Annotated in this window: 26 protein-coding genes and 3 tRNA genes; 8 read left to right on the top strand and 21 right to left on the bottom strand. The window is 53.0% G+C overall.

What is annotated here, in order from left to right:
• Positions 1-59: 59 nt before the first annotated feature.
• The 6 genes from kdpA to MUN82_RS10095 form a co-directional block, all read right to left on the bottom strand.
• Complete coding sequence (gene kdpA / locus MUN82_RS10115; protein ID WP_245097171.1) at positions 60-1,757, bottom strand: potassium-transporting ATPase subunit KdpA; 1,698 nt, start codon at positions 1,755-1,757, stop codon at positions 60-62.
• 60 nt (positions 1,758-1,817) lie between these two features.
• On the bottom strand, positions 1,818-1,895 hold the full coding sequence (locus tag MUN82_RS22455; protein WP_375374096.1) for a potassium-transporting ATPase subunit F: 78 nt from the start codon (positions 1,893-1,895) through the stop codon (positions 1,818-1,820).
• Positions 1,896-2,336: 441 nt separating this feature from the next.
• A complete protein-coding gene (locus tag MUN82_RS10110) occupies positions 2,337-3,692 on the bottom strand; it encodes a sigma-54-dependent transcriptional regulator (protein WP_245097169.1) in 1,356 nt (451 codons plus the stop codon).
• Positions 3,693-3,850: 158 nt separating this feature from the next.
• Positions 3,851-5,035 (bottom strand): acetyl-CoA C-acyltransferase, encoded by a 1,185-nt coding sequence (locus tag MUN82_RS10105; RefSeq protein WP_245097168.1) that lies wholly within the window; start codon positions 5,033-5,035, stop codon positions 3,851-3,853.
• A 67-nt stretch (positions 5,036-5,102) separates the two neighbouring features.
• Positions 5,103-6,077: a tetratricopeptide repeat protein gene (locus MUN82_RS10100; RefSeq protein WP_245097166.1), complete on the bottom strand. Its 975-nt coding sequence runs from the start codon at positions 6,075-6,077 to the stop codon at positions 5,103-5,105.
• Between the two features lie 14 nt (positions 6,078-6,091).
• Positions 6,092-7,063, bottom strand: coding sequence for a VWA domain-containing protein (locus tag MUN82_RS10095; RefSeq protein ID WP_245097164.1), 972 nt, complete (start codon positions 7,061-7,063; stop codon positions 6,092-6,094).
• Positions 7,064-7,259: 196 nt separating this feature from the next.
• Between MUN82_RS10095 and MUN82_RS10090 the strand changes: the two genes are divergently transcribed.
• From MUN82_RS10090 to MUN82_RS10070, 5 genes are all read left to right on the top strand, one after another.
• A tRNA-Ser gene (locus MUN82_RS10090) sits at positions 7,260-7,347 on the top strand.
• 94 nt (positions 7,348-7,441) lie between these two features.
• Positions 7,442-7,515, top strand: a tRNA-Pro gene (locus tag MUN82_RS10085).
• A gap of 52 nt (positions 7,516-7,567) precedes the next feature.
• Positions 7,568-7,641, top strand: a tRNA-Arg gene (locus tag MUN82_RS10080).
• A 116-nt stretch (positions 7,642-7,757) separates the two neighbouring features.
• Positions 7,758-8,501 (top strand): hypothetical protein, encoded by a 744-nt coding sequence (locus MUN82_RS10075; RefSeq protein ID WP_245097162.1) that lies wholly within the window; start codon positions 7,758-7,760, stop codon positions 8,499-8,501.
• Positions 8,498-8,710, top strand: a complete 213-nt coding sequence (locus tag MUN82_RS10070; RefSeq protein WP_245097160.1) for a hypothetical protein — start codon at positions 8,498-8,500, stop codon at positions 8,708-8,710. The genes MUN82_RS10075 and MUN82_RS10070 overlap by 4 nt, the downstream gene beginning before the upstream one ends.
• A gap of 67 nt (positions 8,711-8,777) precedes the next feature.
• Here MUN82_RS10070 and MUN82_RS10065 read toward each other — a convergent pair whose 3' ends face one another.
• The 3 genes from MUN82_RS10065 to MUN82_RS10055 all read right to left on the bottom strand — a co-directional run bounded on the left by MUN82_RS10065 (position 8,778) and on the right by MUN82_RS10055 (position 11,065).
• Entirely contained in the window at positions 8,778-9,623 is an 846-nt protein-coding gene (locus MUN82_RS10065) for a hypothetical protein (protein ID WP_245097158.1), read from the bottom strand.
• Between the two features lie 122 nt (positions 9,624-9,745).
• Complete coding sequence (locus tag MUN82_RS10060; protein WP_245097156.1) at positions 9,746-10,399, bottom strand: hypothetical protein; 654 nt, start codon at positions 10,397-10,399, stop codon at positions 9,746-9,748.
• A 405-nt stretch (positions 10,400-10,804) separates the two neighbouring features.
• A complete protein-coding gene (locus MUN82_RS10055) occupies positions 10,805-11,065 on the bottom strand; it encodes a hypothetical protein (protein WP_245097155.1) in 261 nt (86 codons plus the stop codon).
• A gap of 135 nt (positions 11,066-11,200) precedes the next feature.
• Here MUN82_RS10055 and MUN82_RS10050 point away from each other — a divergent pair, with 135 nt between their 5' ends.
• A complete protein-coding gene (locus MUN82_RS10050; protein WP_245097153.1) occupies positions 11,201-11,497 on the top strand; it encodes a hypothetical protein in 297 nt (98 codons plus the stop codon).
• Positions 11,498-12,163: 666 nt separating this feature from the next.
• On the opposite strand, the gene MUN82_RS10045 is transcribed toward MUN82_RS10050, so the two are convergent.
• The 3 genes from MUN82_RS10045 to MUN82_RS10035 form a co-directional block, all read right to left on the bottom strand.
• Positions 12,164-12,466 carry a hypothetical protein gene (locus tag MUN82_RS10045; protein ID WP_245097151.1) on the bottom strand — a complete coding sequence of 101 codons (303 nt, stop codon included), beginning with the start codon at positions 12,464-12,466 and terminating at the stop codon, positions 12,164-12,166.
• Positions 12,467-12,612: 146 nt separating this feature from the next.
• Entirely contained in the window at positions 12,613-12,864 is a 252-nt protein-coding gene (locus MUN82_RS10040; protein ID WP_245097149.1) for a hypothetical protein, read from the bottom strand.
• The gene (locus tag MUN82_RS10035; RefSeq protein WP_245097147.1) at positions 12,864-13,364 is read right to left on the bottom strand and encodes a hypothetical protein; all 501 of its coding nucleotides are present in this window, start codon (positions 13,362-13,364) and stop codon (positions 12,864-12,866) included. The genes MUN82_RS10040 and MUN82_RS10035 overlap by 1 nt, the downstream gene beginning before the upstream one ends.
• A 123-nt stretch (positions 13,365-13,487) precedes the next feature.
• Between MUN82_RS10035 and MUN82_RS10030 the strand changes: the two genes are divergently transcribed.
• Complete coding sequence (locus tag MUN82_RS10030; protein ID WP_245097145.1) at positions 13,488-13,850, top strand: hypothetical protein; 363 nt, start codon at positions 13,488-13,490, stop codon at positions 13,848-13,850.
• A 229-nt stretch (positions 13,851-14,079) separates the two neighbouring features.
• Positions 14,080-14,409 (top strand): hypothetical protein, encoded by a 330-nt coding sequence (locus MUN82_RS10025; RefSeq protein WP_245097143.1) that lies wholly within the window; start codon positions 14,080-14,082, stop codon positions 14,407-14,409.
• An 18-nt stretch (positions 14,410-14,427) separates the two neighbouring features.
• On the opposite strand, the gene MUN82_RS10020 is transcribed toward MUN82_RS10025, so the two are convergent.
• The 9 genes from MUN82_RS10020 to MUN82_RS09985 all read right to left on the bottom strand — a co-directional run bounded on the left by MUN82_RS10020 (position 14,428) and on the right by MUN82_RS09985 (position 24,083).
• Positions 14,428-14,796, bottom strand: coding sequence for a winged helix DNA-binding protein (locus MUN82_RS10020; protein WP_245097141.1), 369 nt, complete (start codon positions 14,794-14,796; stop codon positions 14,428-14,430).
• A gap of 349 nt (positions 14,797-15,145) precedes the next feature.
• Entirely contained in the window at positions 15,146-15,358 is a 213-nt protein-coding gene (locus MUN82_RS22545; protein ID WP_245097140.1) for a hypothetical protein, read from the bottom strand.
• 842 nt (positions 15,359-16,200) lie between these two features.
• On the bottom strand, positions 16,201-17,442 hold the full coding sequence (locus tag MUN82_RS10010; RefSeq protein ID WP_245097139.1) for a hypothetical protein: 1,242 nt from the start codon (positions 17,440-17,442) through the stop codon (positions 16,201-16,203).
• Complete coding sequence (locus MUN82_RS22450) at positions 17,439-17,717, bottom strand: helix-turn-helix domain-containing protein (protein ID WP_375374088.1); 279 nt, start codon at positions 17,715-17,717, stop codon at positions 17,439-17,441. Before MUN82_RS22450 ends, MUN82_RS10010 begins: the two co-directional genes overlap by 4 nt.
• Positions 17,718-17,818: 101 nt before the next feature.
• A complete protein-coding gene (locus tag MUN82_RS10005; RefSeq protein ID WP_245097138.1) occupies positions 17,819-18,787 on the bottom strand; it encodes a hypothetical protein in 969 nt (322 codons plus the stop codon).
• Between the two features lie 9 nt (positions 18,788-18,796).
• A complete protein-coding gene (locus tag MUN82_RS10000; RefSeq protein WP_245097136.1) occupies positions 18,797-20,194 on the bottom strand; it encodes a site-specific integrase in 1,398 nt (465 codons plus the stop codon).
• Positions 20,195-20,396: 202 nt separating this feature from the next.
• A complete protein-coding gene (locus MUN82_RS09995) occupies positions 20,397-20,657 on the bottom strand; it encodes a helix-turn-helix domain-containing protein (protein WP_245097134.1) in 261 nt (86 codons plus the stop codon).
• Between the two features lie 212 nt (positions 20,658-20,869).
• Positions 20,870-21,130, bottom strand: a complete 261-nt coding sequence (locus MUN82_RS09990; protein ID WP_245097132.1) for a hypothetical protein — start codon at positions 21,128-21,130, stop codon at positions 20,870-20,872.
• A gap of 109 nt (positions 21,131-21,239) precedes the next feature.
• Positions 21,240-24,083 (bottom strand): helicase-related protein, encoded by a 2,844-nt coding sequence (locus MUN82_RS09985; RefSeq protein ID WP_245097130.1) that lies wholly within the window; start codon positions 24,081-24,083, stop codon positions 21,240-21,242.
• Between the last annotated feature and the right edge of the window lie 7 nt (positions 24,084-24,090).

The raw sequence follows: 24,090 nt of genomic DNA, 5'->3' as shown, positions 1-24,090 counted from the left end.
ACCCCCGTTCAGCCTGGCGGCTGAACATCCCCTCCTCGGCTGAGGAGGGGAGTTTCGTGCTACAGCGTGAAATGCTCGGCCAGTGGCCCCAGTGCCAGCGCTGGGAAGAAAGCCAGGGCGGCAATAATCCAGATGACGAAGAAGACCATCAGGCCGAATGTGGCTGTGTCGAGGCGGAGCGTGCCGGCCGATTCGGGCGTGTACTTTTTGGCCGCCAGCAGCCCGGCAATAGCCACTGGCCCGATGATGGGAAGGTAGCGGGCCAGCAGCATCACCACGCCGGTGGAGATGTTCCACCAGGGTGTGTTGTCGCCTAGCCCTTCGAAACCCGAACCATTGTTGGCGGCCGAGGAGGTGAACTCGTAGAGCATTTCGGAGAAGCCGTGGTAGCCGGGGTTGGCTAGCCAGCCGGCGTAGGCATCGGGGTGACGGGCGTAGAGGTAGGCCGTGAGGGCCGTGCCGGCTAGAATCAGCAACGGGTGCAGCAGCGCCACGATGACGGCAATTTTCATCTCGCGGGCTTCCACCTTCTTGCCCAGTAGCTCGGGCGTGCGCCCTACTAGCAGCCCTGAAATGAACACAGCTACGATGATGAACACAAAGAAATTCAGGAAGCCTACCCCCACGCCGCCGAAAAAGGAATTGGTCATCATGCCCAGCAGCGTGTTCATACCTGATAGCGGCATCAGCGAATCGTGCATGGCATTCACGGAGCCATTGCTGGTAACGGTGGTGCTGATGGCCCACAGCGCCGAGGCCGGCGCACCCAGACGCATCTCCTTGCCTTCCAGCGCGCCCAGGCGTTGGTCGATGCCCAGGGCGGTGAGGGCGGGGTTGCCGTGCATTTCCAGGTAGAGGGTAGGGAGTTGGAGCAGCAAATAACCAGCCGTCATCACCCCAAACACCATCCAGCCCAGACGCGGGCGGCGCAGGTAATACCCCAAAGCCAGTGCCATCGCCATCGGAATCAACAAGATGCCCATGTTTTCCAGGGCGTTACTGAGGTAGGTAGGGTTTTCGAGGGGGTGAGCCGAGTTGACGCCGAAGAACCCACCGCCATTGGTACCCAGCTGCTTGATGCCGATGAGGGCAGCGGCCGGCCCACGGCTCACCGCCGTAGTATCGCCCTGCACCGTCACGAGGGCCATTTTGCCCTCCCACGTCATGGGCGTACCCTGGAACACCAGCACCAGCGCCAGCCCCAGTGACAGGGGTAGGAGCACACGGGTAATGCTCTTGACGAAGTAGTTGTAGAAGTTGCCCAGCTTCTCGGTAGTGCCTTCGCGCAGGGCGTTGAACACCACTACGCAAGCCGCCATACCTGTGCCCGCCGTCACGAATTGTAGGAACATTAGGCAGAACACCTGCGAGAAGTACGTCACGCCCGACTCACCGGAGTAGTGCTGCAAATTGCAGTTCACTAGAAACGACACGGCCGTATTAAAGGCTTGGTCGGCGGGCATCGAGGGGTTATGGTCGGGGTTGAGGGGTAGGCTGCCCTGGGTGGTCAATACCAGCATCGCCCAGATAAACCACAGGAGGTTGATGGTGAGCAGGGCCAGCAAATGCTGTTGCCAGCGCATCTCGCGGGTAGGGTCGATGCCAGCTAGGCGAAATAGTAGGCGCTCCAGCGGCGCCAAGAAATCGGTCCAGCTTTTATCGCCGCGGTAGATGGTAGCCAGGTAGCGCCCCAGTGGAACAGCCAGTAGCATGGTGGCACCCACTATCAGGAGGATGCCGAATAATTCAATGTTCATTTCGGTTGAGCGTTGGGAGTTGCAGCGCACTTCGTGCGGGCGAAAGACCAGCAACTAGATTCAGAATTTCTCCGGGCGCAGCAGCACGTAGCTGAGGTAGGCGAACGTAGCCAGAGAAAGCAGGAGCAGGGCAAGCATCATGGTAGGTAGCGATAGAAGCCAAAGCGCACATTCAGATGCGCTCGAAAAAGGAAATGGAGCGGTAGAACAGCCGGAAGCCGGCGCAACCAGTAGCCACGAGAAGCGGCAGAAGCAGGGGAGTAGGCATATGCTTTTTTGCGTGTATTGGTGATGCCAATCATTCAGCAATTCCTAGCCCTACCCCGATGTCAACTGCAGGTTTTGATAATTAAATAGTTGATAATCAGATATAAATAATGTAAATAGTGTTGTGCGTATGGCCCATGCAAAGCATGTCGGACTAGCGAAACGCTAGTCCGTTGTGCAGAATGCTAGTGAAAGTCGCTTGCAGGTCCGATGCTAGATGCGTCCGACTGGCAGGGGACTTCGCCCCGCCCCTAAACGCGTGCGGCCCCGCCGGGTAGGGCGGGGCCGCGAACAGCCGACTGACTGACAATCTTACAACCCGTATTCCTGCAACTTGCGGTAGAGGGTAGTATGCGCGATGCCCAACATCCGCGCAGCCTCAGCCTTGTTGCTGCCCGCTTCCAGCATGATGCGCTGGATGTGCTGCTTTTCGGCGTTGCGCAAGCTGCGCGGGTCGTCGGGGGTAGGAGCTTCCGCAGCAGCTGCCAACTGAATTTCCACCGGCAGGTCATCAACGGTGAGGAGCTGATTCGGAGGAGTAAGGATAGAGGCGCGCTCCAGCACGTTCTTTAGCTCGCGCACGTTGCCCGGCCAAGGATAGGCCGTAAGGGCCTGCATCGCCTCAGAGCTGATTTCCAACGGCTGACGGCGCAACTTGGCCGCAAACTGCCGGGCAAAGTGTTGCACCAATGCCGGCACATCGGCGCGGCGGGCGCTGAGGGCTGGTACCTGAACCGTCACTACCGATAGGCGGTAATACAGATCGGGGCGGAAGTGGCCATCGGCGGCTTCCTGGCGTAGGTTGCGGTTGGTGGCGGCTACTAGGCGCACGTTCACGCGGGTAGGCTTGCTGTCGCCGAGCTTGGTGAACTCCTGCGTTTCGAGGGCGCGCAGCAGCTTGGCCTGGGCACCGGCTTCCAGCTCCCCAATCTCATCCAGAAACAAGGTGCCGCCACTGGCTTCTTCCATCTGGCCTTTCTTATCGGTCAGGGCTCCCGTGAAAGCACCTTTCTTATAGCCAAACAGCTCCGATTCCAGCAAATCTTTCGGAAAAGCCGAGCAGTTGACGGCCACAAATGGCTTGCCCCGCCGCGGACTACCCTGATGAATGGCCTGCGCAAATAGCTCCTTGCCCGCGCCGGTAGGGCCTTCCAAGAGCACAGTAGCATCCGTGAGGGCCACTTGCTGCGCTATAGTCTTAGCCTGTTCCAAAGCCGGCGCGTGCCCAATCATCGAGTCGAAACTGTACTGTGTGCCTACCTTCTTTTCCAGCGCAGCCACACGGTGTTGCAGGCGGGCTTTGTCGGCGGCGCGGTCTACCACTACCACCAACTGGTCGTCGGCATCGCCCTTGGTGAGGTAATCAAAGGCGCCTTCCTTCATGGCCCGCACGCCGTCGGCAATGGTGCCGTAGGCAGTCATCAGCACCACTTCGGCCAGGGGAGCCAACGCCCGGTAACGGGGTAGGAGGTCGAGGCCCCGGCCGTCGGGCAGCTTCACATCCGACAACACCACGAGCACCTCTTCGGCGTGGGCGCGCAATTCCTCCAGGCCGCGCCGGGCATCGGGGGCCTGGCGCACGGTGTAGCCTTCCAGCTCCAAGGTGCGGGCAATAGCCTGGCGAAGCACCGCTTCGTCGTCGATGAGCAGAATGGTTCCAGTGGGCATAGGGTAGGGGCGCGTTGCACACGCCCGTCGTTGTTGAAGTTGGTTTGATGAAAAACAAGAACGTCCTGCTGAGCTGGTCGAAGCATCTCTACCGTGAGTAATTGAGTACTATTAGTAGAGATGCTTCGACCAGCTCAACAGGACGTTCTAATCAACACTTACAATCGCTCAATGACTAAGCTACTCGCTCCGCCACCGCCGTTGCAAATGCCTGTCACGCCGATTTTGCCGCCTTCCTGACGCAGCACGTTTACCAACGTTGTCACGATGCGGGCGCCGCTGGCTCCCAGTGGGTGTCCCAGACTCACGGCACCGCCGTACACGTTCACCTTAGTGCCTTCCAGGTTCAGCAGCTTGTTATTCGCCAACGACACCACCGAAAATGCCTCATTAATCTCGTAGAAATCAACCTCCGAAGCATCCACGCCAGCGTGTTTCAGTGCTTTCGGAATAGCCAAAGAAGGAGAGGTAGTAAACCACTCGGGCGCCTGCTCAGCATCGGCAAAGCCACGGATACGGGCCAGAGGCGTTATGCCCAGCTCTTCGGCCTTTTCGCGACTCATGAGCAGCACGGCGGCGGCACCGTCGTTGAGGGTAGAGGCATTGGCGGCCGTTACGGTGCCACCTTCTTTCAGGAACGCAGGCTTCAGACCAGGCAGTTTGGCAAAGTCTACCTTTAGGTATTCCTCGTCGTCTTCCACCACCGTGGTCTTGCCCCGGCTGGTAATAGTCACGGCTACAATCTCGTCCTTTTTCTTGCCCTCCTGAGCTGCTTTGGCACTGCGGGTGTACGACTCAACGGCAAACTCGTCTTGCTGCTCGCGGGTGAAGCCCATTTCCTTGGCCGTGTTTTCGGCCGCGTTGCCCATTGCATAATCGTGGTAAGGGTCCCAGAGGCCATCGCGCACTAGGCCGTCAATCATTTGGCCATGACCATACTTCGCCCCAAAACGCGCTTTGTCGAGGTAATACGGCACGTTGCTCATGCTTTCCATGCCACCAGCCAGCACTACATCGGCCTGGCCCAGCATAATAGCTTGCGCACCAAACATAATGGCTTTGGTACCGGAAGCGCATACTTTATTTACGGTGGTGCATTCTACCGTGTCGGGAAGGCCGGCGTTGCGGGCGGCCTGGCGGGCAGGTGCCTGGCCCAAGTTGGCCGAAATCACGTTGCCCATAATCACCTGCTGTACCTGCTCAGGGGGCACGCCGGCTTTTTCTAGGGCACCTTTGAGGGCAATGCCGCCTAGTTCCGTAGCCGACAAGGAGGACAGGCTACCGCCGAAACTGCCAATAGGGGTACGGACAGCGGCTACAATTACTACGTCTTTGATTTGCATAAAAAGGGTGGGTGGGGTGGATAAGTATACTGAGGTGTTGATGGTTAGTGCGTCGATGCCCTAGCCATCACCACGCTGGTTTGTCAGAGTCTGGTTTTTTGTCTGCTTTGTGCGGAATCTGCTGCAAATATTGCTGTTCGGCAGCACCCAACGCGTTCAGGAGCTGCCGGGCTTTGTCGGGGCTAAGGTTCATCTGCTCCAGGCGGGCACGTTGGGTTTGCAGTTGGGCTTCGTCGGTGGCCAAGTCGGTTCCAGCCCGCTTACTATAGCCCTGCCGGGCGGCGGGGCCGTTGGCATCGTTGCTGAGGCCACGCACGCTACCTGGGGTGCTGCCTGTAGCTACCTCGCGCCGGGTGCCACTACCCGGCCGGAAGCCGCCTCGCGCCTCGGAGCCGGGCGCTGCGTCAGGCTGACGGGCATCGGGCCTACCCTGCTGGTCGGCGCGGGGTTGGGGGGCGTTGCGTGGGTCGTCGGGTAGGGTAGGGTCGTTGCGCTGGCCCTGCTGCCCGGTGTCGGCCTGCTTCTGCTGCTGTTGTTGCTCTTGGGGTGGAGTAGGCTTTTTGGGCGCCTGCGCAGTGGGAGGCACAGCCGGCGGTGGTATATCCGGCGACTGTTGCCGACGTGCCAGGTAGTCGCGCAATAGCTCGTAGTTATAGCGAGCATCCGCATTCGTAGGAGAGGCTAGCAGCGCCTGCCGCAGCAGCCCTACGGCCTGGGCATACTCGCCGCGCTGGCTGGCCAACAACGCCAACTGCTGCTGGGCCACGCTGCGCACGGTGCGCGTAGGGCTAGTGAGCAGGCGGCCATAGTAGGCGCGGGCTAGCGCAGGCTGACCCGCACGCAGGCAAGCATGTGCCAGGTTCAGCACAATGGATTCTTCCGTAGCGCCATACTGCACCACGGCCGCTTGGTAGGCGCGTGCTGCTGCCGCAAAATCCTGGCGAGTGTAGGCCGTCTGGGCCTCCCGTACGGCTGCATTGCGGTGATGAATACGCGTAAGCCAGCTTAGCCCACTCACATCGCTCAGTAGCAGAAGCAGCAACAGACCAAAGCTTTTCACGGACGAATTATTTTCACAGTCAGTAAGATGTCGAGCCCTAAGAGCAGTAAAGCCAGCGCCAAGGGGTAGCGGTAGCGGTTGTCGGCCACCGATACGGTGCGAACCTGCTCGGCTTGGCCTTCTACCCGGTTTAGCGCATTCACGAGCAACGGAAATTCATTGCGTTGATCTGTTAACTCAAAATACTGTCCACCGGTTTGCTCAGCTAGGCGGCGCAGGGATTTTGGCTCCAGGCGCGTCACAGCATCGCGGCCATTGGCGTCGCGCACGTAGCCCCCTTTACGCGGAATGCGGCTTCCTTCGGGCGTGCCTACCCCCACCGCAAACAACCGGACGCTTGAGCGGGTGAGTTGGCGCACTGTAGGCTCTAAATTTTCCCCAAAGTCTTCGCCGTCGCTTACTAATACCAGCGCCGTGGCCCGGGGCGGGCTTCCCACGGGCTGGGGCGTGGCGTTTAGTCGGGCCAGTACCAAATCCAACGCCGGCGCCAGATCTGTAGTGCCAACGGGCAATAAATTTGTCTGGATGGTATTCACAAACAATTGCAGCGCGCTCTGGTCATACGTTAGCGGGCATTGCACGAAGGCATCAGCCGCAAACACCATTAGTCCAATACGGTCGGCCTGAAACCGGTTAATTAACTCACTCAGCTCGGCCCGGGCCTTCAGCAACCGGGTAGGCGACACATCGGGGGCATCCATGGAGCGCGATACGTCCAGCAGGAGCCACACGTCTTTGCCCGCCGTGCGCACGGGTTGTTGGGTGAGGCCATACGCCGGGCCGAGCAGCGCCACCAACAGCAAACTGAAATACGTGAGGCGCAGCATTAGCTTCCAGCCTAACCGCCAGCCGCGCTGTTGCAGAGGCGCAGCCAGGCGCCACGTACGTACAGCATAGCCCACATACAAAAAAAGAAAGGCCAGCAGCGCCGTCAGTTCGGGCCAGCTTAGAGGGTAGGCCCAACTCATAGAATAGTACCCAAACTGTTGGGTGTCATTTGATAACGGGTTGCCCTTGTTTCACTCATGCCAGCAAAGATAGCTTTTGCCGGGTAGCGCAGTCTTCTTCACAACGCTGCTGAGAAGAAGATATTTTTTGAAAATGCTTGATTTCTCCATTCCAGTCGTATATTTGCGCACCATTCAGACGGAATAGCCGTCTTCTGGAGAGATGGGTGAGTGGCTGAAACCAGTAGTTTGCTAAACTGCCGTAGCTCTAAAGGCTACCGGGGGTTCGAATCCCCCTCTCTCCGCTGCTCATTATTAAGAATTGTGAATTAATAATTAAAAGTCATCTGGTCTGCCAGATCCCGTTTTAATTGCTAGTCATTAATTCATAATTCTTTTCGGGGTGTAGCGTAGCCCGGTATCGCGCCTGCTTTGGGAGCAGGAGGCCGCAGGTTCGAATCCTGCCACCCCGACCCGTGCGGAAGCCGGCCGTCCACCTAGCCGGACGGCCGGCTTTTTGTTTTTGGTCCCGTAGCTCAGCTGGATAGAGCAGCTGCCTTCTAAGCAGCCGGTCATGTGTTCGAATCACATCGGGGTCACACTGATTATCAGCCACTTAGCTCGCTAGCTAAGTGGCTTTTATGTTGGCGGTGCCCACGTTGGTGCCTACATCTTACCCCTCTACCTTATATGATATATATACTATTATACTAATATGTTTAATGAGGAAACATTGGCTAACCTTCGCAGTTACGGGGTTAAAATAACTGGAACGAGGAACGCAAGTGATGAATCCATCATTCAGAATGTCCAAGCGTTTCTCCCTGATAGTGATTTTGAGAAATTAGCATTGGATTTAAACGATGCTGCTAGAACCTTTGGCTTTGAGTGGCAGACTATCAAGTGGGAATTTTCAGATGGATATATAAATGGTGATCTTCTTACGATGGAATATGAAGCTATCTTTAATAATCGAGAAAAACTGATACTCGAACGCCGATTGAGTAATCGTGATGGTCAACTCGTAGCACATCACGATTATCTCTGTCTTCCTGGTGCATTGCAAAACATGAATCTGTCTCGTGTGATTAACGGAGCATTATACAAACAGTATAAAATTTTGCAGGTTCGAACTATCGAAACATGTGCTTCGTTGGAAGTGGGTGGATACGTGTGGGCTAAAGCTGGATTCTCTGCTGTAGATCAGGAAGAATTAGATGACATGTTAACAAGAGCGAGTCGGCTCAATCTACAGCCGGAAAGCGTCATAAAAGCCCTACAAAGACAGGTAGGCAGACACTTCACACAAAGCCCTGGTCAACCTTTCCCTATCTGGCAATGGGGGTCAGTACCCGCATTGAAAGGTCTGCTAATAGGTTCTATATGGCATGGTGAATTAAATTTGTATAATCAACAACAAGTGGTTAGATTTGAAGAGTATCTTAGTCCAAAGCCATGAAAACGGGAGATCAGATAACATTGGGTATGCTCTCAGATTTTAAGTTTAATCAAGAGACAACGCTTAAGTTTCAAGCTTGGGCAGCTTTAGATGCACTTGATGAGGGTATGAGCGAAGACGATGTGTTATTAATATTTGGCCTAAGTGTAGCACAGCTTCATCCTTTTATAATGAGTTGGCAACGCGAGTGCAGTCTAATGTATTCGTAGTACGTTCCCTGATATTAATAAAAAAGCTCCAGCCTACAGGCTGGAGCTTTTTTATTACATCTTTGCTTTAGCTTAGCTTTTTAATTAGAGAAGCAAAATCCTTGTTAAACTTTTCCTCTTTGCGTTTCTGTTCAATTTGCCTAATTTTTTCGTCAAGTATAAATTCGATACCAGCTCTTATTATAGGAAAACTATCCCTACAAATATCTTCATCCAATTCATGAATACCTTTGCTCAGTACTCCATATAATGCTTTTCTTTCAACTAAACTTTTGGGTAGAAAGCTATTCAAAATTTCTATCTTATTATTCATTTTCATTTTTTTAAAATCTTCATATTCTATATTTATATCACTTTTATATTCATCATATGTATCAAATATCAATTGTTCAAATATCCTTCTCATGTATACGAATGACCCAATACCAATACCATGAGAAAATAATCCTATTGCCTTGCTTAACTCTCTATAGTAATTCTTCGGCAGAACAGACTCATAAATTTTTATATCCTGTGCGCCCAAATCAGCTATAGATGGATACTGACCAATTTTCATAATAGCGCTATCGGTAATTATCATCTGGAAATAAATAATGTGATCTAAATACTGTTCCCTCGTGCACTTGTAGCTTATCTCGAATCTTTTTCCATTATGGAAATATCTAAAATCAAATTTTTCCTTAAAATCACTGAAAGTATATATATCGCTGCTGGGGGCATACGGGCTATTATCCTTTTTTTCCCTTCTGGGATTTGGGGAAAAGACTGTCTCTCTTTGGCAATATGGGCAATATAAATCTTGTCTTTTTCCTGAAAATACTAGATTGAATAGATCCTCAAAATTCTCCTCATTGAAAGGTGTTTTTTGATACAATCCGTACGAGAAATAGAAATCATAGGGGTTGAAGCTCATGGTGTTATCTAGATTGAAAAGAAAAATTTAAGGTGGTAGATAGACTCATTTTATCTAAGAAAGCAAATAAACCTATAACTATGGATAAACGGGAGCTATATGATATTTACAGCCAATATTATCTACTGTTCGCCTACTGGACCGTTACCATGCTTGGTGTCTGCCCAGCCAAAGGCGTAGTTGCAAATTTGATTGGTAATTTCAATCATCGCTTCAGTTGCTTCTATCTTCAAGTATTGAGGTATAAATGGGTCGTCACTGCTTATCACTGTTTCTATTGTGTCATCTGCTCCCTCTTTCCTTCTCGTAGAAGAATGGTAGTGCTTCTCACTTAAATGAATATATCCGGAGGTAGCTTGATACACGGGTTTGACCCAATCATATTCTTTGGCTAATTCATTAACTAAGTACCAATCCTGCATACAGGACCCTGTACGGTCCTTCAATGTCTTTATTGATTTGCCCGCTAATACCTCATTGGCAAATGAGTGTGGCTCGCTTACAAGCCAAGCGGCAGAGTACCGCAATAAGCTGTCTAGTTGCAAACGAACAAGATGCAAAGCTGTCAGCGAATTGTTGCCTCGCATCAATAAGATAAACCCGTTTAGCATTGCCAAAGATCGATTCAAGACAGCGCTTGTCAGCAAATCCATGGGGAAAAGTACTGCTTCAGCAACCATGTACTTTGCAACGTCTTTAATTCTTTGGTCGCAAGATTGCAACTGGGTTAGGACGTGCTCTAATTGATTATCGCTAGAATTTGTGGTCGATTCCATGATGCATAATTATTCCTTTGATGAAGGTTCATTAATGATCGTAAGGGCCTTGATATCATATATGATATTCCCGACTGTTGAGCATGGTATCTGGTAGCGTATTGATAATTCCTTTGATATGGTGTTACCAGGGCGCTGTAATTGCCGCGCCGAATCTGAGGAGAAGGGAGAATAATGGCGCTGCTCAAATTCTGTCATGATGCCCAATACGGTGTCGCGGCCTATGTTGTACTTCGCTGAAACGGCGTCTAGTTCTCCATGCGAGTAATACATTAGCTCTTGAATATTTACGGCCGCGCCCGGTGCGGTTTGTCGCTTGCTAGATTTGGCGGCCTGTTCATCAGTAGAGTGGCTACAGGAGAAGCACAGGAGCCCCACTGTTATAATTGTTCCTCTTCTCATATCTCAAAAGCACTTCATACACCGACGTTTCCCAGCACCCTGGGCCTTGGCTTCCGTCGTTGTCACCGTCTCATGGGTACAGCGCTTCATAGCTGAACAATCCATACCACTATGGTACACGGCTGTTTTGCCATTGTTGCAGATATACACGGTGGCGGCCCTGGCCTCGATGCCGGAGGCCGTAGCATAGGTAGCAGTAGCTACGCTGGTGGCGCCAGTGCTGCCTGCCAGTAACAGGGAGCAGAATAGTAGTAGTTTTTTCATAGCGTATCGTTGATATAGGGCGCTATGCTACAAAGAATTGACCACAAAGCATAGGGCAGCCGGAATATAGTTTTGCTCGGTGCGTGGTGGCCCCTACCGGCCATTTTTCAGGCCGTAAATGGGTATCTTTACTCTATGGCAAATCCCTCCTTTTCTGCCTCTCTGCCTGGCAATGGACCGTATCAATATGCGGAGAACCAAGACAACCTGTGCGGTGTGCATTGGTCCGGTGCTCCCGGCACTGAGTTCAAGTACAATCCCATCCCAAACGATGTTGCTGGCTACTGCTGTCGTTGGCTATTCATAGACGGTGTGCAAATTGGGCAGCTCGACGCGAACCTGAGTGGCGAGTTGTGCGCTGTCACATATAAGGGCATGACCTATTACTTTACGCCCAGCGGCCGCTACCCTTTCCGCACGGATTTAACCTAATGGTGGCAGCTGCATCTTTCTCAACCGTACTGACGGGCAATGGACCAGGCAGAAACGCCGAGGGCCAAGAGAACTACTGCGGTATCGTATGGTGCGGGGCCGCGGGGACTCAATTCCGCTACAATCCTGAGCCCGTCAGACATCCACACCACGTTACCACCCTGTTCTATGTGGATGGTGTGCAGATTGGGCAACTAAATACTGATCTACTGGGTGTACCCGCAGCCATTACGCATAATGGTATTACGTATACTTTCACCATAGGCCGCGGCGCCTATTGGCAAGAGCTAAAGGCATAGAGGCCTAATCAATCGGCACCGTTTTACGCCGATTAGAAGTAGATAAGAGAGAAGCCCACTGGACTATCTAGCGGGTTTCTGCTTTATTGGCTCTCCTATTCTACAGGCTTTGTGACCCGTTCCCAGTGCCAGCCCTTTATATCGGCATCCGGTTTCATTATATATACCTCACCTGTTCGTGAGTCGAATAAGCCGGAATCTCCTACCCTATGATAGCGCCCATTGTTTGACCATTGATAAGCAATAAACAAGGCTCCAACTAGCAGTAGGCAGAGTATTCTTCTGTATAATTTGTCGCTCATAGCCTTAAAAGTACTTCATGCATCGACGCTTCTAGCGCCATAGGTCTAAAGGGTATATCTCTGCTTTACTTGGGCATTTCCCCCGGGTACCATGGCGGTAAAATACGGTGTTTGATTCCGTAAGCTATACAATCCTTGCGCGAGTACATGACGCGCCGACTGCCTTTGGCGCGGGGCAACATAGTAATAGGCAGTGTGCCCGCCGTACGCCCCATGTAGAACCATGCACGACTGCGGCCGGTAAGGGCCTGTGCCTCCTCGGCCGGTATCCAATCGGGCCGGGCGGCCACTAGCTCCTGTACTTGCTGGGTCAAATGCTCAATCTGTTTGAGCCACGGGGCCAACTCTTGTTTGCTGTATACTTCCATGCCGCAAACCTAGTAGACACCCCAGCATCATAAAAGTATTTTGTTTAGCTAAATATCTGTATATTAATACTCTACTAAATTATTTTCAGTAGAAAAGCCCGCACTAGAAGCACGGGCCTTTCAGGTAGTCAACAGGGTGTAGGGTTTCAGTGCCGGGAGATAACCTGATTGGAGTGGTAGGCTTGCCATAGGGCCTCTTCCAAGTTCGCCACGGCATCTTCGGGCGTATAGGCAGGGAAAGCAGTAGAATATTCCTCCTCGAAGGGCCAACGGTATAGGCACACGTATGGGCCTTCCGTGCGGCGCGGGTTGTAGTCGGTGGCGATGTGGGCCAATGCGTAGCGGTCGGCCACGGCCCGCGCCTCGGTGGCGAACTGGGCCAGAATACGGGCGCCCATTACACAGTAGGCAATAAGATGACACGTAGCACCCGGCCTATGCCGCGCAAGTAATTCGACGCGTCCGGCCCGGCGCGTTCCTCTGTTTCGAAGGTTAAGACCGTGGGATATGGCGGGTTGTCTTTGGAGATGATGGCCGCCAGTGTGCCCGCCGTGCGCAACTGGTTGGCAACAACGCGCACAAACTCATTCGACATGAAATTAGCTAGGAAGTCTGCGGTCGGTGCGTCGGCTAGGTATTCGAGCGTCAGAAAGCAGTGTTCGCCCGGTTGAACGGTAGGCCATTGGCTCGGGGGCAGTGGCTGCACAACGGCGTAGCTACCACGGGGCAGCGTGGGGCCTAGGGTGGGCTCCTCCACTTCGTACACCTGGCAGCCGGCCAGCGTCTCTTCGGGCGTCAGTAGTAACCGTAGCTCCCGACACAGGGTAGGCGACAGGGGCGGGTACAACTCGCATATATAGTCATCGGTGCCCGTCGTGGGCAAGGGTAGGTAATCCATAGTAAGCAGGGGTAGGGCTGGTGGTAGAATAAAGGTAAACCGCTATGTTTGTTGCACAACTGTGGTAAATATTAACAGTTGTGCAATTAATTCCAAACATACGGCACACTTTATTTCTCAGTTGTGAAAGAAGAGGACACGATTAACACCCGTCTAGCGGCCTTTCTGGAAAAGACAGGCCAAAGCAAGTTTGCACTCAGCAAGAAGTTAGGGGTAAGCGCCTCGGCGGTGGGCTACCTCGTGGGCAGTAGCGAACGGACTAGCAAGCCCTCAGCCGATATGCTGGAGAAGCTCGTAACGGCGTGCCCTGAGTTGAATTTGAATTGGCTGGTAGCTGGGCAAGGGCCGATGCTACGGGATACTGAAGCAGCTAAGGAGACGCAATGCTGGGCGCTATTAGAAGCAGAGACAGCACGTCGCCAACAGCTCCAGCTAGATTATGATGACCTCTTATCTCGATTCCAGCAGACACAGGCCGGCAAGTAACTAGGCCGCTTTCAGATTTTGCTTCTGCCTGTACCTGGGGGCTCGGTGGTGTGGGATAGCAAGTCGGCTAGGCCGGTGGGGCGTCTTATCGAGGGTACCCGGTTCTGGGATTCGGTTTTGGATGAGTAGAGGGTAGGCCCTAAAGTGTAGGCTAAGCCTCTGCGTATACCTCGCTCATTACTTGCCACTGTGCTAGGTAGCGCTAACGCCTGTGCGTACCTTGGCCGCTATGAAAAAGCTATTCTTTATGGTGGGCTGCCTGCTGGTGCTGGGTAGCTCGCCGGTATTGGCGCAGGCAGTGGCGCCTCAGGTTATTATTGTTAGAGTAGAAGAGCGTCAAGGGAGTGTCTTCCTGTCAATAGCTCGAGGTAGCAAAGAGCCGGAGGAAACTGAATTTCAAGGCGGGGCTGGCGATGATCGGATATCGGCTGCTGCCGTGCATTATCAAAAAGTGATTGCTAAACTTTATCAGGAAGGTTACTCTATGCAAGGCATGATTCCTGGACAGGACAGAAGCGGCGTGAGTACGCTTATTTTTGTTAAGGGTCCAAAGCGGTAGCTTACTCGCTACGAGCTACTATGCTGCTAGGTAGCGCTCGGCCGCCCGTTTCAATTTACGAGCGTGCTCAGTCATTAATAGCTTACCCGCTACCGTTAGGCTAAGCCGCGCGCGGCCCCTGGCATCTCGGCTCCGTTGCACGAATCCCTTCAGCACCAACACCCAAACGTAGGAGCGTAGCAGCGTTGGGCTAGTCGGGGTGCTGGCGTACAATTCGCCGGGGGTAACGGCTATCATTTCGCGCTGAGTCAGTGAATAGAGAGCCATCAGGGCCTGTAAATGGCTAGGGCGTAGACCGTGCTTCGCGGCTGTGCTTTTGCGCACTGGCTCACTAACTAGCGCCCGCACAATCCATTCTTCTGTGTTGATTTTGAACACGTTGGACATGGGGAATTTATACGGCTTGAGGTAGGGCACCGCCTACCTTATCGGCGGTGGTGGAGGGGGTGAAAGGGGCTGAATTGCCTATTGGCTGTGTGCAGCTCACTCGCTTCTGAAAATTACCGCTACTGACTCGGCGTCGCGCGGGTGTTCCACCGCCTAGCAGCCTTTATTAGCGTGGTACAGGGGCCAACAAATACCAAGTTTGCCGGGCACCCCGCGCCCTCGTGGGAGCAGCTGATAAAGTATTCAGTAGGTGCCGCCTCGTAAGGTGACGGTGGGCAGCACACCTCGACGGCAGCCGGGGCGCCACACCACGGGCAGGGCAGCAAAACAGGCGTGTCCATGAGAAAGACTAGGCCGCCTGGGCCATTGCGGGTGCCTGTTGGGCCGGCTCAAAATCCCATCCCCGAGCTTTCATCTTGCCGCCCTTGCACCATCTATCCACCTGCTTGGGGTAGGTACCGTTGGCCTCGGCGCCGGCTCGGGCCGAAGGATAGCGGCCGGCCGGGGTGATGTACCAGCCCTTAAACTTAGGGTGCGCCTCACCTAGCTTTGCCTCAGCCATTTTAGACCTGGTTTCTTCGCTGTATTGTTTGCCGTAGTTGTGGTGTTCGGCGCCGTGTCTGGCTTTCAGTAGTCCCGTAGCGTAGGCGTGCCGGGTGTTCTCGCTCGGAGTGCACCACTCAAGATTGCCGACCTCGTTCTGGTCCTTTTTTCCGGATATATGATTTATCCACGGCTTATTGTCGGGGTTGGGCAAGAAGCGCTCTGCTACGAGTCGGTGAACGTCTCGCCATGCTTCAGTCCCATTATTCAGCTTCAGCCATACTTGTCGATAACCTCCGTGCGTGCCCCCACTGAGGAGACGGCCCGCAAGTGTTGAGTAGACAAAGCCGCACGTACTTACATAGTAGTCGTGAGCCTCTTGAATTTGGTAGTAGGTGCAACCGTTGTATTTGATGGTGGGGACATTGGGAAGTACATACATAAGGGCATGGTTTGGCCGGGGTGCCCTGTTTGGGCGCCTACGGGGGTGAGTAAATACAGGGGTTGGGGTGGTGTGTAGCCGGGGTGCTACTGGTGCGGACTAAACAACATCAGCACGAAGCGACGCTCGCCGCTGGGCATCATAAACCTCCGCTCCGCTGCGGTTTACGATATGATAAAAACCGTTCTTCCAGCAATTAAGACAAGTTTTTAGAGGGGGTCGAAGCGGACCGAAGGGAGCATTCGACAAGGCACAGCGCCTAGCGTCAAGGATTGCTGACTGCCGCACCGTTAGGGGCTTGTACGATAGTGGCATAGTGGCAAAAGCATATACTCTATTTACCAGTTGCCACTATTTATCCGGCTGTGTGTTGATTGTGGCAACTGGCAAAGCCCCTATAAGGAGTTGCCACTATGCCACTATTCCGGAGTAGTGGTATTTGGAGCCGACGTAAGCTGGTACCTTGTTGACCGGCCATCCTTCGTGCTTCGTAGACGGATTGATTGCCCGCCTTCATTTGAGAGAGTAGAACCATCTAGCTCCTTTAAACGCTCTCGCATTGTACGACCGCTAGCTTTCAGCTCATCACATAGCTGGGCTACGAGCTTGCCCTGTTCCAATGGACCATTGGCAAGAGCCTTTAGGAGTGCGGGCTGTATCATATCCTGCGTAGCAACCCGTTGACGTTGGCTCCGCGCCTCTTTTACTGCCTGTGGCGTAGCCTTCACCAATTGCTTTGTAGCCTCGTCAAATCGGGCATGGGTTACTAGATTGCGTTTGCCATGTCGGCGTTTGATGTAGCGCAATTCTATTACCTCAGTAGCTTCGCCGCTTGCCTGCTTGATATAGCCGACCTGTACAACGGTACTAGACTTGTTGCTAATCTCTGTGCCTAAGTGCCCCCGTGCTTTGGTGGTGCCTGGGTTTTCGTGGATGATGCCGATAAACGTCACGTCAAACGTATTGATCGCCTGATTGAGCAAGTCAGAGAGCAACAGGCTATCCTTCGGGTCGTTGAAGTCGTTGACGCAATCAGAAAGCACATCGATGACCACTACAATATGCGTCTGAATGGTGCCTCGGGCATATTCTAGAAACTCGGTTAGCGCGTCAAACCGCTCTGCCCTGGCTATACCTTGCAGCGAGATAAAGCGAAAGTGCGGCACCGTATCTACTCTGTTATAGCCCGCCCACTCCTTGATGCGTTGCACGGCTGCGGGAGACTCGCTGGCTAGGTTTCGCTCCGTATCCACATACACTAGGGTGTACTCTTGCGGCAACTCGCGCGAGCGAACAAAGCCAAGATTGTCGCAAATGGGGGCATCCTGGGCAATGACAACGGCGCTTATCAGTTCGCCTACCCTGCTCTTGTGCGCTCCGGTTTGCCCTTGTAGCAGGTTAATAGAGCGAGAAAAGAAGATAGGCTCCTCGTACTGGCGAATGAATGGCAGCACGCCTATAATGGGCTGCTTTGCTAACTCGCCTATTCGTTTCTCTCCGGCCAAGATGGTGGCTAAATGAGAGTGCGGCGGCCGTTGTTTTTCGCGTTTGGGGGCACTTTCCCTATGCACATGAGTTTCCATTTCCTGCTCATGTTGCACTGCCTGCCCAATAGTGTGGAGCAACTCAGGAGTAGTTGCAGACTTGCGCTTATTACTCATTGCGCAGATACTTGCCGACTGCCTGCCTTGACCCAATTCAATAATTCGCTACGACTGAACGTCAAGCGGTTACCTCGCTTCATGTGCGGAATGCTTCGCTCTGAAACAAGAGCGTATATACGTGGCTTGCTTAGTCGTAGCACCTCACAGGCCAGTTCAATCCCACCAACTTCGGGCAGGTTGGGTTGGGGAGCATTCAGCCGTTGGAGCAACTCGTTTTGGTTCGCTTCGATACGGCGAAGCCACTCTTCTAGGGTCGCAAATGGGTTATTCATTACCTAGCGCTACTTTATAGCAGGCTTCGTTACCTGCTATTCACTGGCGATAGATCAAAGTTTGCCGATGCTAATTGGCGTAACTGGTTTAAACTAGTTTTCTAATTTGATGACTGGTTATCTTGGATATATAGCATTAGCTCCTGTGCCTCAACTTGCTGTTGCTCAGCAATTAGATTTGGTATTATTGCCTCAATGTCTCTTATCAGTGCTTTTGCCACTCTGCTGCTGTGCACAGCCTTCAGCTTATCATTAGTGCACCACTTTTCCCAATAATCATAGAGCTTTCCTGGAGTGCCGGGGGCAGGGTTTAATCCATATTCGTTAGCAACTGCCGCTGCATTATTCTTGCTAATAGATTTCCCCAATAGAAACACAAGCAAGGCCACTCTCTTGTGAGTAAGAGGCGCTTTAGCCCTATGGCTAACTCGTTGAGGTGCTGATTTCTCTTTATCAGATATCCAGCGGCGCACAATGTCAGCGCGGACTATATTTCTAGCTCTGCCAAGGAATAACCTAGGTAATGGTTTGTCATCTACTTTGATATTGACAATCCTTTCACCTTGCCCTGCTTCCCACTGCTCGATACCTCCATCACCGCCACTATGAAATCTTATAGCAATATCATCATTAAAAAAGCCTGTAGTAACCATCATGTCAAGTAACTCTTGTACATATTGCCTATCGCACTCATCACCGATAAATGTATCATTTAGGTACTGATATATCCTCTCCCCTAAGCCGTTCAGAATCGTGTCTACGAATACATACTGGTATGCTCTGCCGTATGGCGGCGGCACTACTCTTTCTTGTATGAAGCTGCCGGCCGCATTTTGAACCACCCGACTCCAGTAAAAAGGGTCAGTTTCATCGCAGTCCTTCATTGTTTGCTGCTCAAATTGGCGGGCCTTCGATTCTCTGAATAGTCTTATCTGCTTCGCCTCGTCTTTTCTTAAGCTATCTAAATAGCTATTTGTATCCTCCTCTCCATATAAGCTTATAAGCTCTGCCCGATGCGTGTCGGAGAAAAGAGATTGAATGTATTGCTGTTGTTCCTGATAGTAGTTCATAGCAGCTAACTATAGAAGGTGCTCGAATGCTGAATCTACCAGATCGGAGCCGAAGGAGTCAAGATAGATAGCCGTTACTGCTTCGGACTTATGCCCCATTGCCTGGCTGATAATACCTGTTTGCGCCCCGCCTAGTTTGAGTGTCTGCGCAAAGGAATGCCTAGCCACATACGTGGTAAGCGGGGTGCTGATGCCAGCTTGTTCCCCTAATAGTTTCAGGCTCTTATTGACCCAGCCCAACACGTTTTGCAATCGCACTAGGCGTTTTTCGGGCGTGTCGTGCTTCTGCATGGTGAGGAATGGGAACACGTAGCTTTCTGGCCCGGTATAGGTGAGGGGATGGTATTGGGCAATAATAGCAGCGGCCGGGGGCAATAGCTTTACCGAGAATTTGCCACCAGTCTTTTGCCGTACGTAGTCGAGCCGTTGCGCGTCAGCCGGGCCGCTCAAATCCCGCCAGCGTAGCTGGGCCAAGTCCACGAAATTGATGCCGCCGCAGTAATAGCTAAATAGAAAGGCATCCTTTGCCTTGCCCGCCCGGTTGTCGGTGGTGGGCAGAGCCTCCAGTAGCCGCAATTCGGCCCGACTGATTGCCCGCTTACGGGTAGTTAAATCAAACTTACTGACGCTGTATTTGTGCTGTTCGGCCCGGTTGCGGGAAAATGGGTAGTGTTCCGCTTTGGTCAGGCCGTTGGCAATGGCTTTGTTTAATACGGCCCTGAGCGTCCGAAAGCGTAGGGAGAGGGTTGTATCTTCTGCTTTAGTAGCGCGTAGTGTGGCCTCCCATTCGTTGCAAAAAGCTACCGTTACCCGGCTGAAAGGCACATCATCGACCTTGTACTCATCAATAATAAAGCGGCGCAACTCCGTAGCCGTTTGACGGTACACGCGGGCGTTGCCCAGTTGGCCAGCTTTCTCTTGGGCTTCGACTAGTTCCGCAACGTAAGCCAGCAGTAACACCCGGCGCGTGGCCTTGCGGGTTTCGCTTACCTTGCGTAGTACCGTTTCCGCGTCGTGCTGCTCATCTTCGGCCACTAGGGAGTCAGCGGCGTCCTCGTACTTCTTGCGCCATGCTTCCAGCGCCTTTATCAGCTTATCCCGGTCAGGTTCCGGATAGCTCCGACGTATCTCTTTTGATTTGGGATTCCAGTACTTTGGGTGTAGGCTCAAGCCTGTAGACCGGAAAACCTGCTTTCGATTTTTGGTAATCCGAACCATGAAGGGGTGCGAGCCATCGGCCAGGGTCTTCCCAACCTTGTAGTACACCTTAACCGTAGCCTTTCCTTCTTTATGTTCGGTCGTCTTGCTCATGCTCGGCTCCTGCTGAAAGTGTAGGCACCAACGGTTGGTGCCTACGGTGGTGCCTACAAATCTAGTAAAATAACCGATACGGGCAATAGAGGGCAATTACTAAAAATGGCCTTATAATCGTTTAAGCGTGGATTTGATAACTGATAGTAGCAGACAAATACGAATGGCATTATGCCTTCTAAGCAGCCGGTCATGTGTTCGAATCACATCGGGGTCACGTTGATAATGAGCCACTTAGCTTAGATGCTGGGTGGCTTTTTGTTGTTGGTTTACACGTTGGTTTACATTGCTTCATGTCTCACGCGTTAGTGGTAGCATCGCTTTCGTATCCCCGCAGCTTGGCCGCCAGTGTGCGCTCGTCAATGTCCAAGGCCATAGCAGCCTGGAGCTTCACTCCCTTTTTGAGTTTCAACACATGCAGTATATGTACTCGCTCCGCGTCGAGTAGGCGCAGCGAAAGGGTGCCGGCAGCTGGTTCACGCAAGCGGCGGGGTAGATGATGCAACTCAATTTCGCTTTCTGCGTGCAGCATGTAGAGCCCCTCAATCGTATTTTGCACTCCCGGATGTTGCCGGGAAACGGATAGTCCAGCAGGCGGCGGGCGGTGGCTATCGGCAGTGCCGGAAAACGTTGGCGCAGTATCCGGATGGTCTGATGTTCTTCGGCTATGGTATCGGGCAGTTGGATGCTGAGCGGCACCTCGGGCGTGTGTCGTAGTGGCGGGCCACTCGGGGTCGGCGTATTGAACAGGCCTCGTAGATACAATTGCACCTAGCTAGGGGCCACCTCAACAGCGGGACGGGCAGTATCGACCTCTGCGGCTACGCGTGCCCGACGCAGGTCGTCGTTGAGCGTTTCCAAACTGAACTGTCCGAGAGCAATCAGGTCGGAGACAAAGTCCACCATGTCTTCCGCCGAATAGCCTTCGGTATAAAGCTTCACCAGTACGGCATCGTGGGTAATGATAAGCGTATCTAGAGTAGGTTTATAAGTGCCATTGTAGCGGTCAGCAGTATTGAATGATAAGATCATACAGTAAAAGTTTTCACTGAGTATTTAACGAAGTAGTATCTGTGCTGGCGAAAACGCTAGTAGTATGTTTTGCTGATGATCAATGCTATATCTAGATAGAGTGATTTGGTTACTGGGTTAGACTACGGAGCAACTGCCGGACCTGATGATGCCGTTGCCGGGCGGGCAATAAATATATGGCGCACCGCTTTATTACTTCACCTATCTCTATTTGCTGCTCAATAGCCCAGCGCTTTACTGCTTGGTTAGCTTCGTATTCTACTTGGTCAGCTGCCACGGGCGCTTTGCAAGCAGTCGGCTCGCTTCTAACCCAGTCAAGCAGTTCCCAGTCCTGATGCTGCGTTTCCAGCTGTTGCTTTTTGCAGTTGTAGCAAATCAGGCGATAAGAGGTGCCATGCTGAATCAATACGATTACTCGTGGCTGCGCTGAGGAGTAGGTACAGGCACTTAGCAGAAAGGAAGGCAAGGTGACGGCTTGCGAACGGTAGCGTTCTAGGGTGGCCGTGTGCGTCAGAGCAGATTTAGCTCCTAGGCCGCCGATATCAGTGAGTAGCTCGTCTTGCTGGACAAAATCGGCCGCATCAATGTCGCCATCCAGCTGGATATCGGTTTGCGCACCGGGCGCATACACAGCCGCGCCCGTAATGCTGCGCGACTTTTCGTGTCGTTGGGTAATACGCTCAAACAATTCTCGCACAGTATGCGCCACTCGGCTCCGATTGCCGTTTTCGGTCAGCAGACTGGGCGCGAGTGTGTACACGTGTACTTCGCGAGTTGGGTCGGTGGTCATGCGCAGGATGCGCCCAACGCGCTGGAACAGTACATCAGCCCCGCTGGGTGGGTCATAGTTTACCACCGTGGCACAATCCTGCAAGTTGACGCCAACGCCGTCAGCATCGGTGCAAAGTAACACCTCGTATTTATCGCGGCCCATCTGGTGGTGCGATTTAGGCGAGAAATCTGTCAGAATGGTGCGACGCTGCTCGGGCGAGGCCAGGCGAGCTACGCCCCGCGCTTCTTCCACCGTGCAGCCGATACGCAGCATAGTAAACTGCTGCTCAAACGCTTTTTTTAGATAAATGGCCGTAGAAAGCCGGTTAACAAATAGAAGCACCTTACCACGTTCGACTACGCAATGCCGCTCTACTATGCGGGCTACAGCCTGGTATTTATCGTCGGCCGGCGTGCTGAGCTGCTGAAGCGCCGTCAACAGCGGCGCTAAATGCTGTTGTCGAGTATCTGATGCCAACCACAACGGTGTCTCAAATGCCTTGGGCTCTCGCCGGCGCTTCTTGTTATCGGTGGCAGTACCACGCTGGCCCGTCGCATCGCGCGAACCCAGATTCTTGATCAGTGATAGGCTAGCTGCTGCAGGAGAGCTGAGCCAGCTGCCGATGGTTGTGTTGTATACTGCGTCGGTGAGGCCAACGCGGTGCTGCAGAGTGGCATCGTCAGAATATAAATGGCGGACTTTAAACTGCTGGTCGAAGCAACGCGATTCAGCTGCTCGCTCCATTTCAGGCAGCATCAGCAGTTGATAAGACACTGTACGCAGGCGCATAAAACGCGGGAGGTAGCGCCGCTCGTGCTCGAACTGAATAAACGTCCGACCTTGGTTGTCCACGTCGCCGCGGTTCCTGGCCAGCTTCAGTACATGGGGCAGACCCAGCACCGTTGTTACGGGAAGCGCAAGAAATTGCTGGTGCGAGCGGACACTCCGTGGTAATGGATGGCCTGTACTTTCGTCCGGCGAATGCGGCAACAGATGCAGCAGACTATTGAGGTTCTGGTAGCTGGTGCCGTACACCGTTGCCGTGAGCAATACTACCCGGGCACCCGCAGCTACCAGGGGCAGCAGCCGGTTGTATACGCGGCTGTCGCGCTTGGCAGAAACATCTACCAGCAGCTGATTACGATAAAAGTGCGCCTCATCAATAAGCAGCAGCGTGTGCTGGTCGGCTTGCCGTAGTACTTTGTCAAGGTGGTGTACTTGCCCACGTTCTTGCTCCGAGGCCTTCCGGAATACCACCTGGGGCGTAAAATGCTTATAGCGCACGTCGCGGCCATCCAGTTGCTGTTCCCATTCGGGCAGCACGCCGGTTGGGGCAATCAAAATAGTTTGGCGAATCCGACCCTGTACTTGCAAACGGCCCGCTATTTCGGCTCCGATAATGGTTTTACCTAAACCAGTAGCGGCCACAATTAGCGAACCACCGAAATCCTGCTCCTGGCGCAACGCCCGCGCAATAACACCACGCTGGTAGAAAGCTGGAGCAAATGCACCGTTATGCTTCGGCAGTTCGGGTAAATGGTCGAGCAGCAGGAGCATCTTCAGATAGGCATCGAACGGCGTAGCCAGAAGCTGCCATTGATCTAGCCGTTTCTCTAACTCTCGCAGCAGATTATGGGCCTGCGTGGCCACCTGATCGTACCAGCTAATCCAAGCCTGAACCTGAGGTTTATCATAGCTGACACTGACCTGCTCGGCTGATACGCACAGCCCTTTGTAAGTGTAGTTGCACGAGCCATGCCAGACCAACTGCTCGTCAATCAGGTAAATTTTGCAGTGAAACGGCACTTGCATTGACCGGGCTTCGCGAATAAAAAACCGACCAGTACGAATGCGTTGCAGCAAGTCCGTTACGGCTGCCATCAGGTCTGTATCACATTGGCCCAACTCTGCCTCGATTTCATCGATGACAGCTTCGTAGGCGTGCTTTTCTTCAGAGCGTCCTACCAGAATATGTAGTTGCGCGATGGGAGCTACAAACTCGCGTCCCAACTTATAGCCGCGCAAGGTAAAATATGCCGTGGCGATGCGTAGCACTTGTTGTGTCTGCGGGAAGTATTCTTTCACGAAGCGCATACCTACCCCTGGTCCCGCACCATAGGCCAGCCGACCAATATCGTCACGGCCCAGCAACAGCGGAGTTTCCAATGAAGTATCGGCCATTAGGTGT

Source organism: Hymenobacter aerilatus, from assembly GCF_022921095.1.
Classification (GTDB): Bacteria; Bacteroidota; Bacteroidia; order Cytophagales; family Hymenobacteraceae; genus Hymenobacter; species Hymenobacter aerilatus.
This window is presented reverse-complemented; position numbering and strand designations above follow the sequence as displayed.

Coding starts and splice junctions, on each gene's coding strand:
- MUN82_RS10065 (WP_245097158.1), bottom strand. CDS start 9,623: ATGAGCTTCAACCCCTATGATTTCTATTTCTCGTACGGATTGTATCAA.
- MUN82_RS10045 (WP_245097151.1), bottom strand. CDS start 12,466: ATGGAAGTATACAGCAAACAAGAGTTGGCCCCGTGGCTCAAACAGATT.
- MUN82_RS10050 (WP_245097153.1), top strand. CDS start 11,201: ATGGCAAATCCCTCCTTTTCTGCCTCTCTGCCTGGCAATGGACCGTAT.
- MUN82_RS10075 (WP_245097162.1), top strand. CDS start 7,758: ATGTTTAATGAGGAAACATTGGCTAACCTTCGCAGTTACGGGGTTAAA.
- MUN82_RS22455 (WP_375374096.1), bottom strand. CDS start 1,895: ATGCTTGCCCTGCTCCTGCTTTCTCTGGCTACGTTCGCCTACCTCAGC.
- MUN82_RS09990 (WP_245097132.1), bottom strand. CDS start 21,130: ATGATCTTATCATTCAATACTGCTGACCGCTACAATGGCACTTATAAA.
- MUN82_RS10005 (WP_245097138.1), bottom strand. CDS start 18,787: ATGAACTACTATCAGGAACAACAGCAATACATTCAATCTCTTTTCTCC.
- MUN82_RS10055 (WP_245097155.1), bottom strand. CDS start 11,065: ATGAAAAAACTACTACTATTCTGCTCCCTGTTACTGGCAGGCAGCACT.
- MUN82_RS10040 (WP_245097149.1), bottom strand. CDS start 12,864: ATGGGCGCCCGTATTCTGGCCCAGTTCGCCACCGAGGCGCGGGCCGTG.
- MUN82_RS10025 (WP_245097143.1), top strand. CDS start 14,080: ATGAAAAAGCTATTCTTTATGGTGGGCTGCCTGCTGGTGCTGGGTAGC.
- MUN82_RS10010 (WP_245097139.1), bottom strand. CDS start 17,442: ATGAGTAATAAGCGCAAGTCTGCAACTACTCCTGAGTTGCTCCACACT.
- MUN82_RS10020 (WP_245097141.1), bottom strand. CDS start 14,796: ATGTCCAACGTGTTCAAAATCAACACAGAAGAATGGATTGTGCGGGCG.
- MUN82_RS10105 (WP_245097168.1), bottom strand. CDS start 5,035: ATGCAAATCAAAGACGTAGTAATTGTAGCCGCTGTCCGTACCCCTATT.
- kdpA (WP_245097171.1), bottom strand. CDS start 1,757: ATGAACATTGAATTATTCGGCATCCTCCTGATAGTGGGTGCCACCATG.
- MUN82_RS22450 (WP_375374088.1), bottom strand. CDS start 17,717: ATGAATAACCCATTTGCGACCCTAGAAGAGTGGCTTCGCCGTATCGAA.
- MUN82_RS10060 (WP_245097156.1), bottom strand. CDS start 10,399: ATGGAATCGACCACAAATTCTAGCGATAATCAATTAGAGCACGTCCTA.
- MUN82_RS10095 (WP_245097164.1), bottom strand. CDS start 7,063: ATGAGTTGGGCCTACCCTCTAAGCTGGCCCGAACTGACGGCGCTGCTG.
- MUN82_RS09985 (WP_245097130.1), bottom strand. CDS start 24,083: ATGGCCGATACTTCATTGGAAACTCCGCTGTTGCTGGGCCGTGACGAT.
- MUN82_RS10110 (WP_245097169.1), bottom strand. CDS start 3,692: ATGCCCACTGGAACCATTCTGCTCATCGACGACGAAGCGGTGCTTCGC.
- MUN82_RS22545 (WP_245097140.1), bottom strand. CDS start 15,358: ATGGCTGAGGCAAAGCTAGGTGAGGCGCACCCTAAGTTTAAGGGCTGG.
- MUN82_RS10035 (WP_245097147.1), bottom strand. CDS start 13,364: ATGGATTACCTACCCTTGCCCACGACGGGCACCGATGACTATATATGC.
- MUN82_RS10070 (WP_245097160.1), top strand. CDS start 8,498: ATGAAAACGGGAGATCAGATAACATTGGGTATGCTCTCAGATTTTAAG.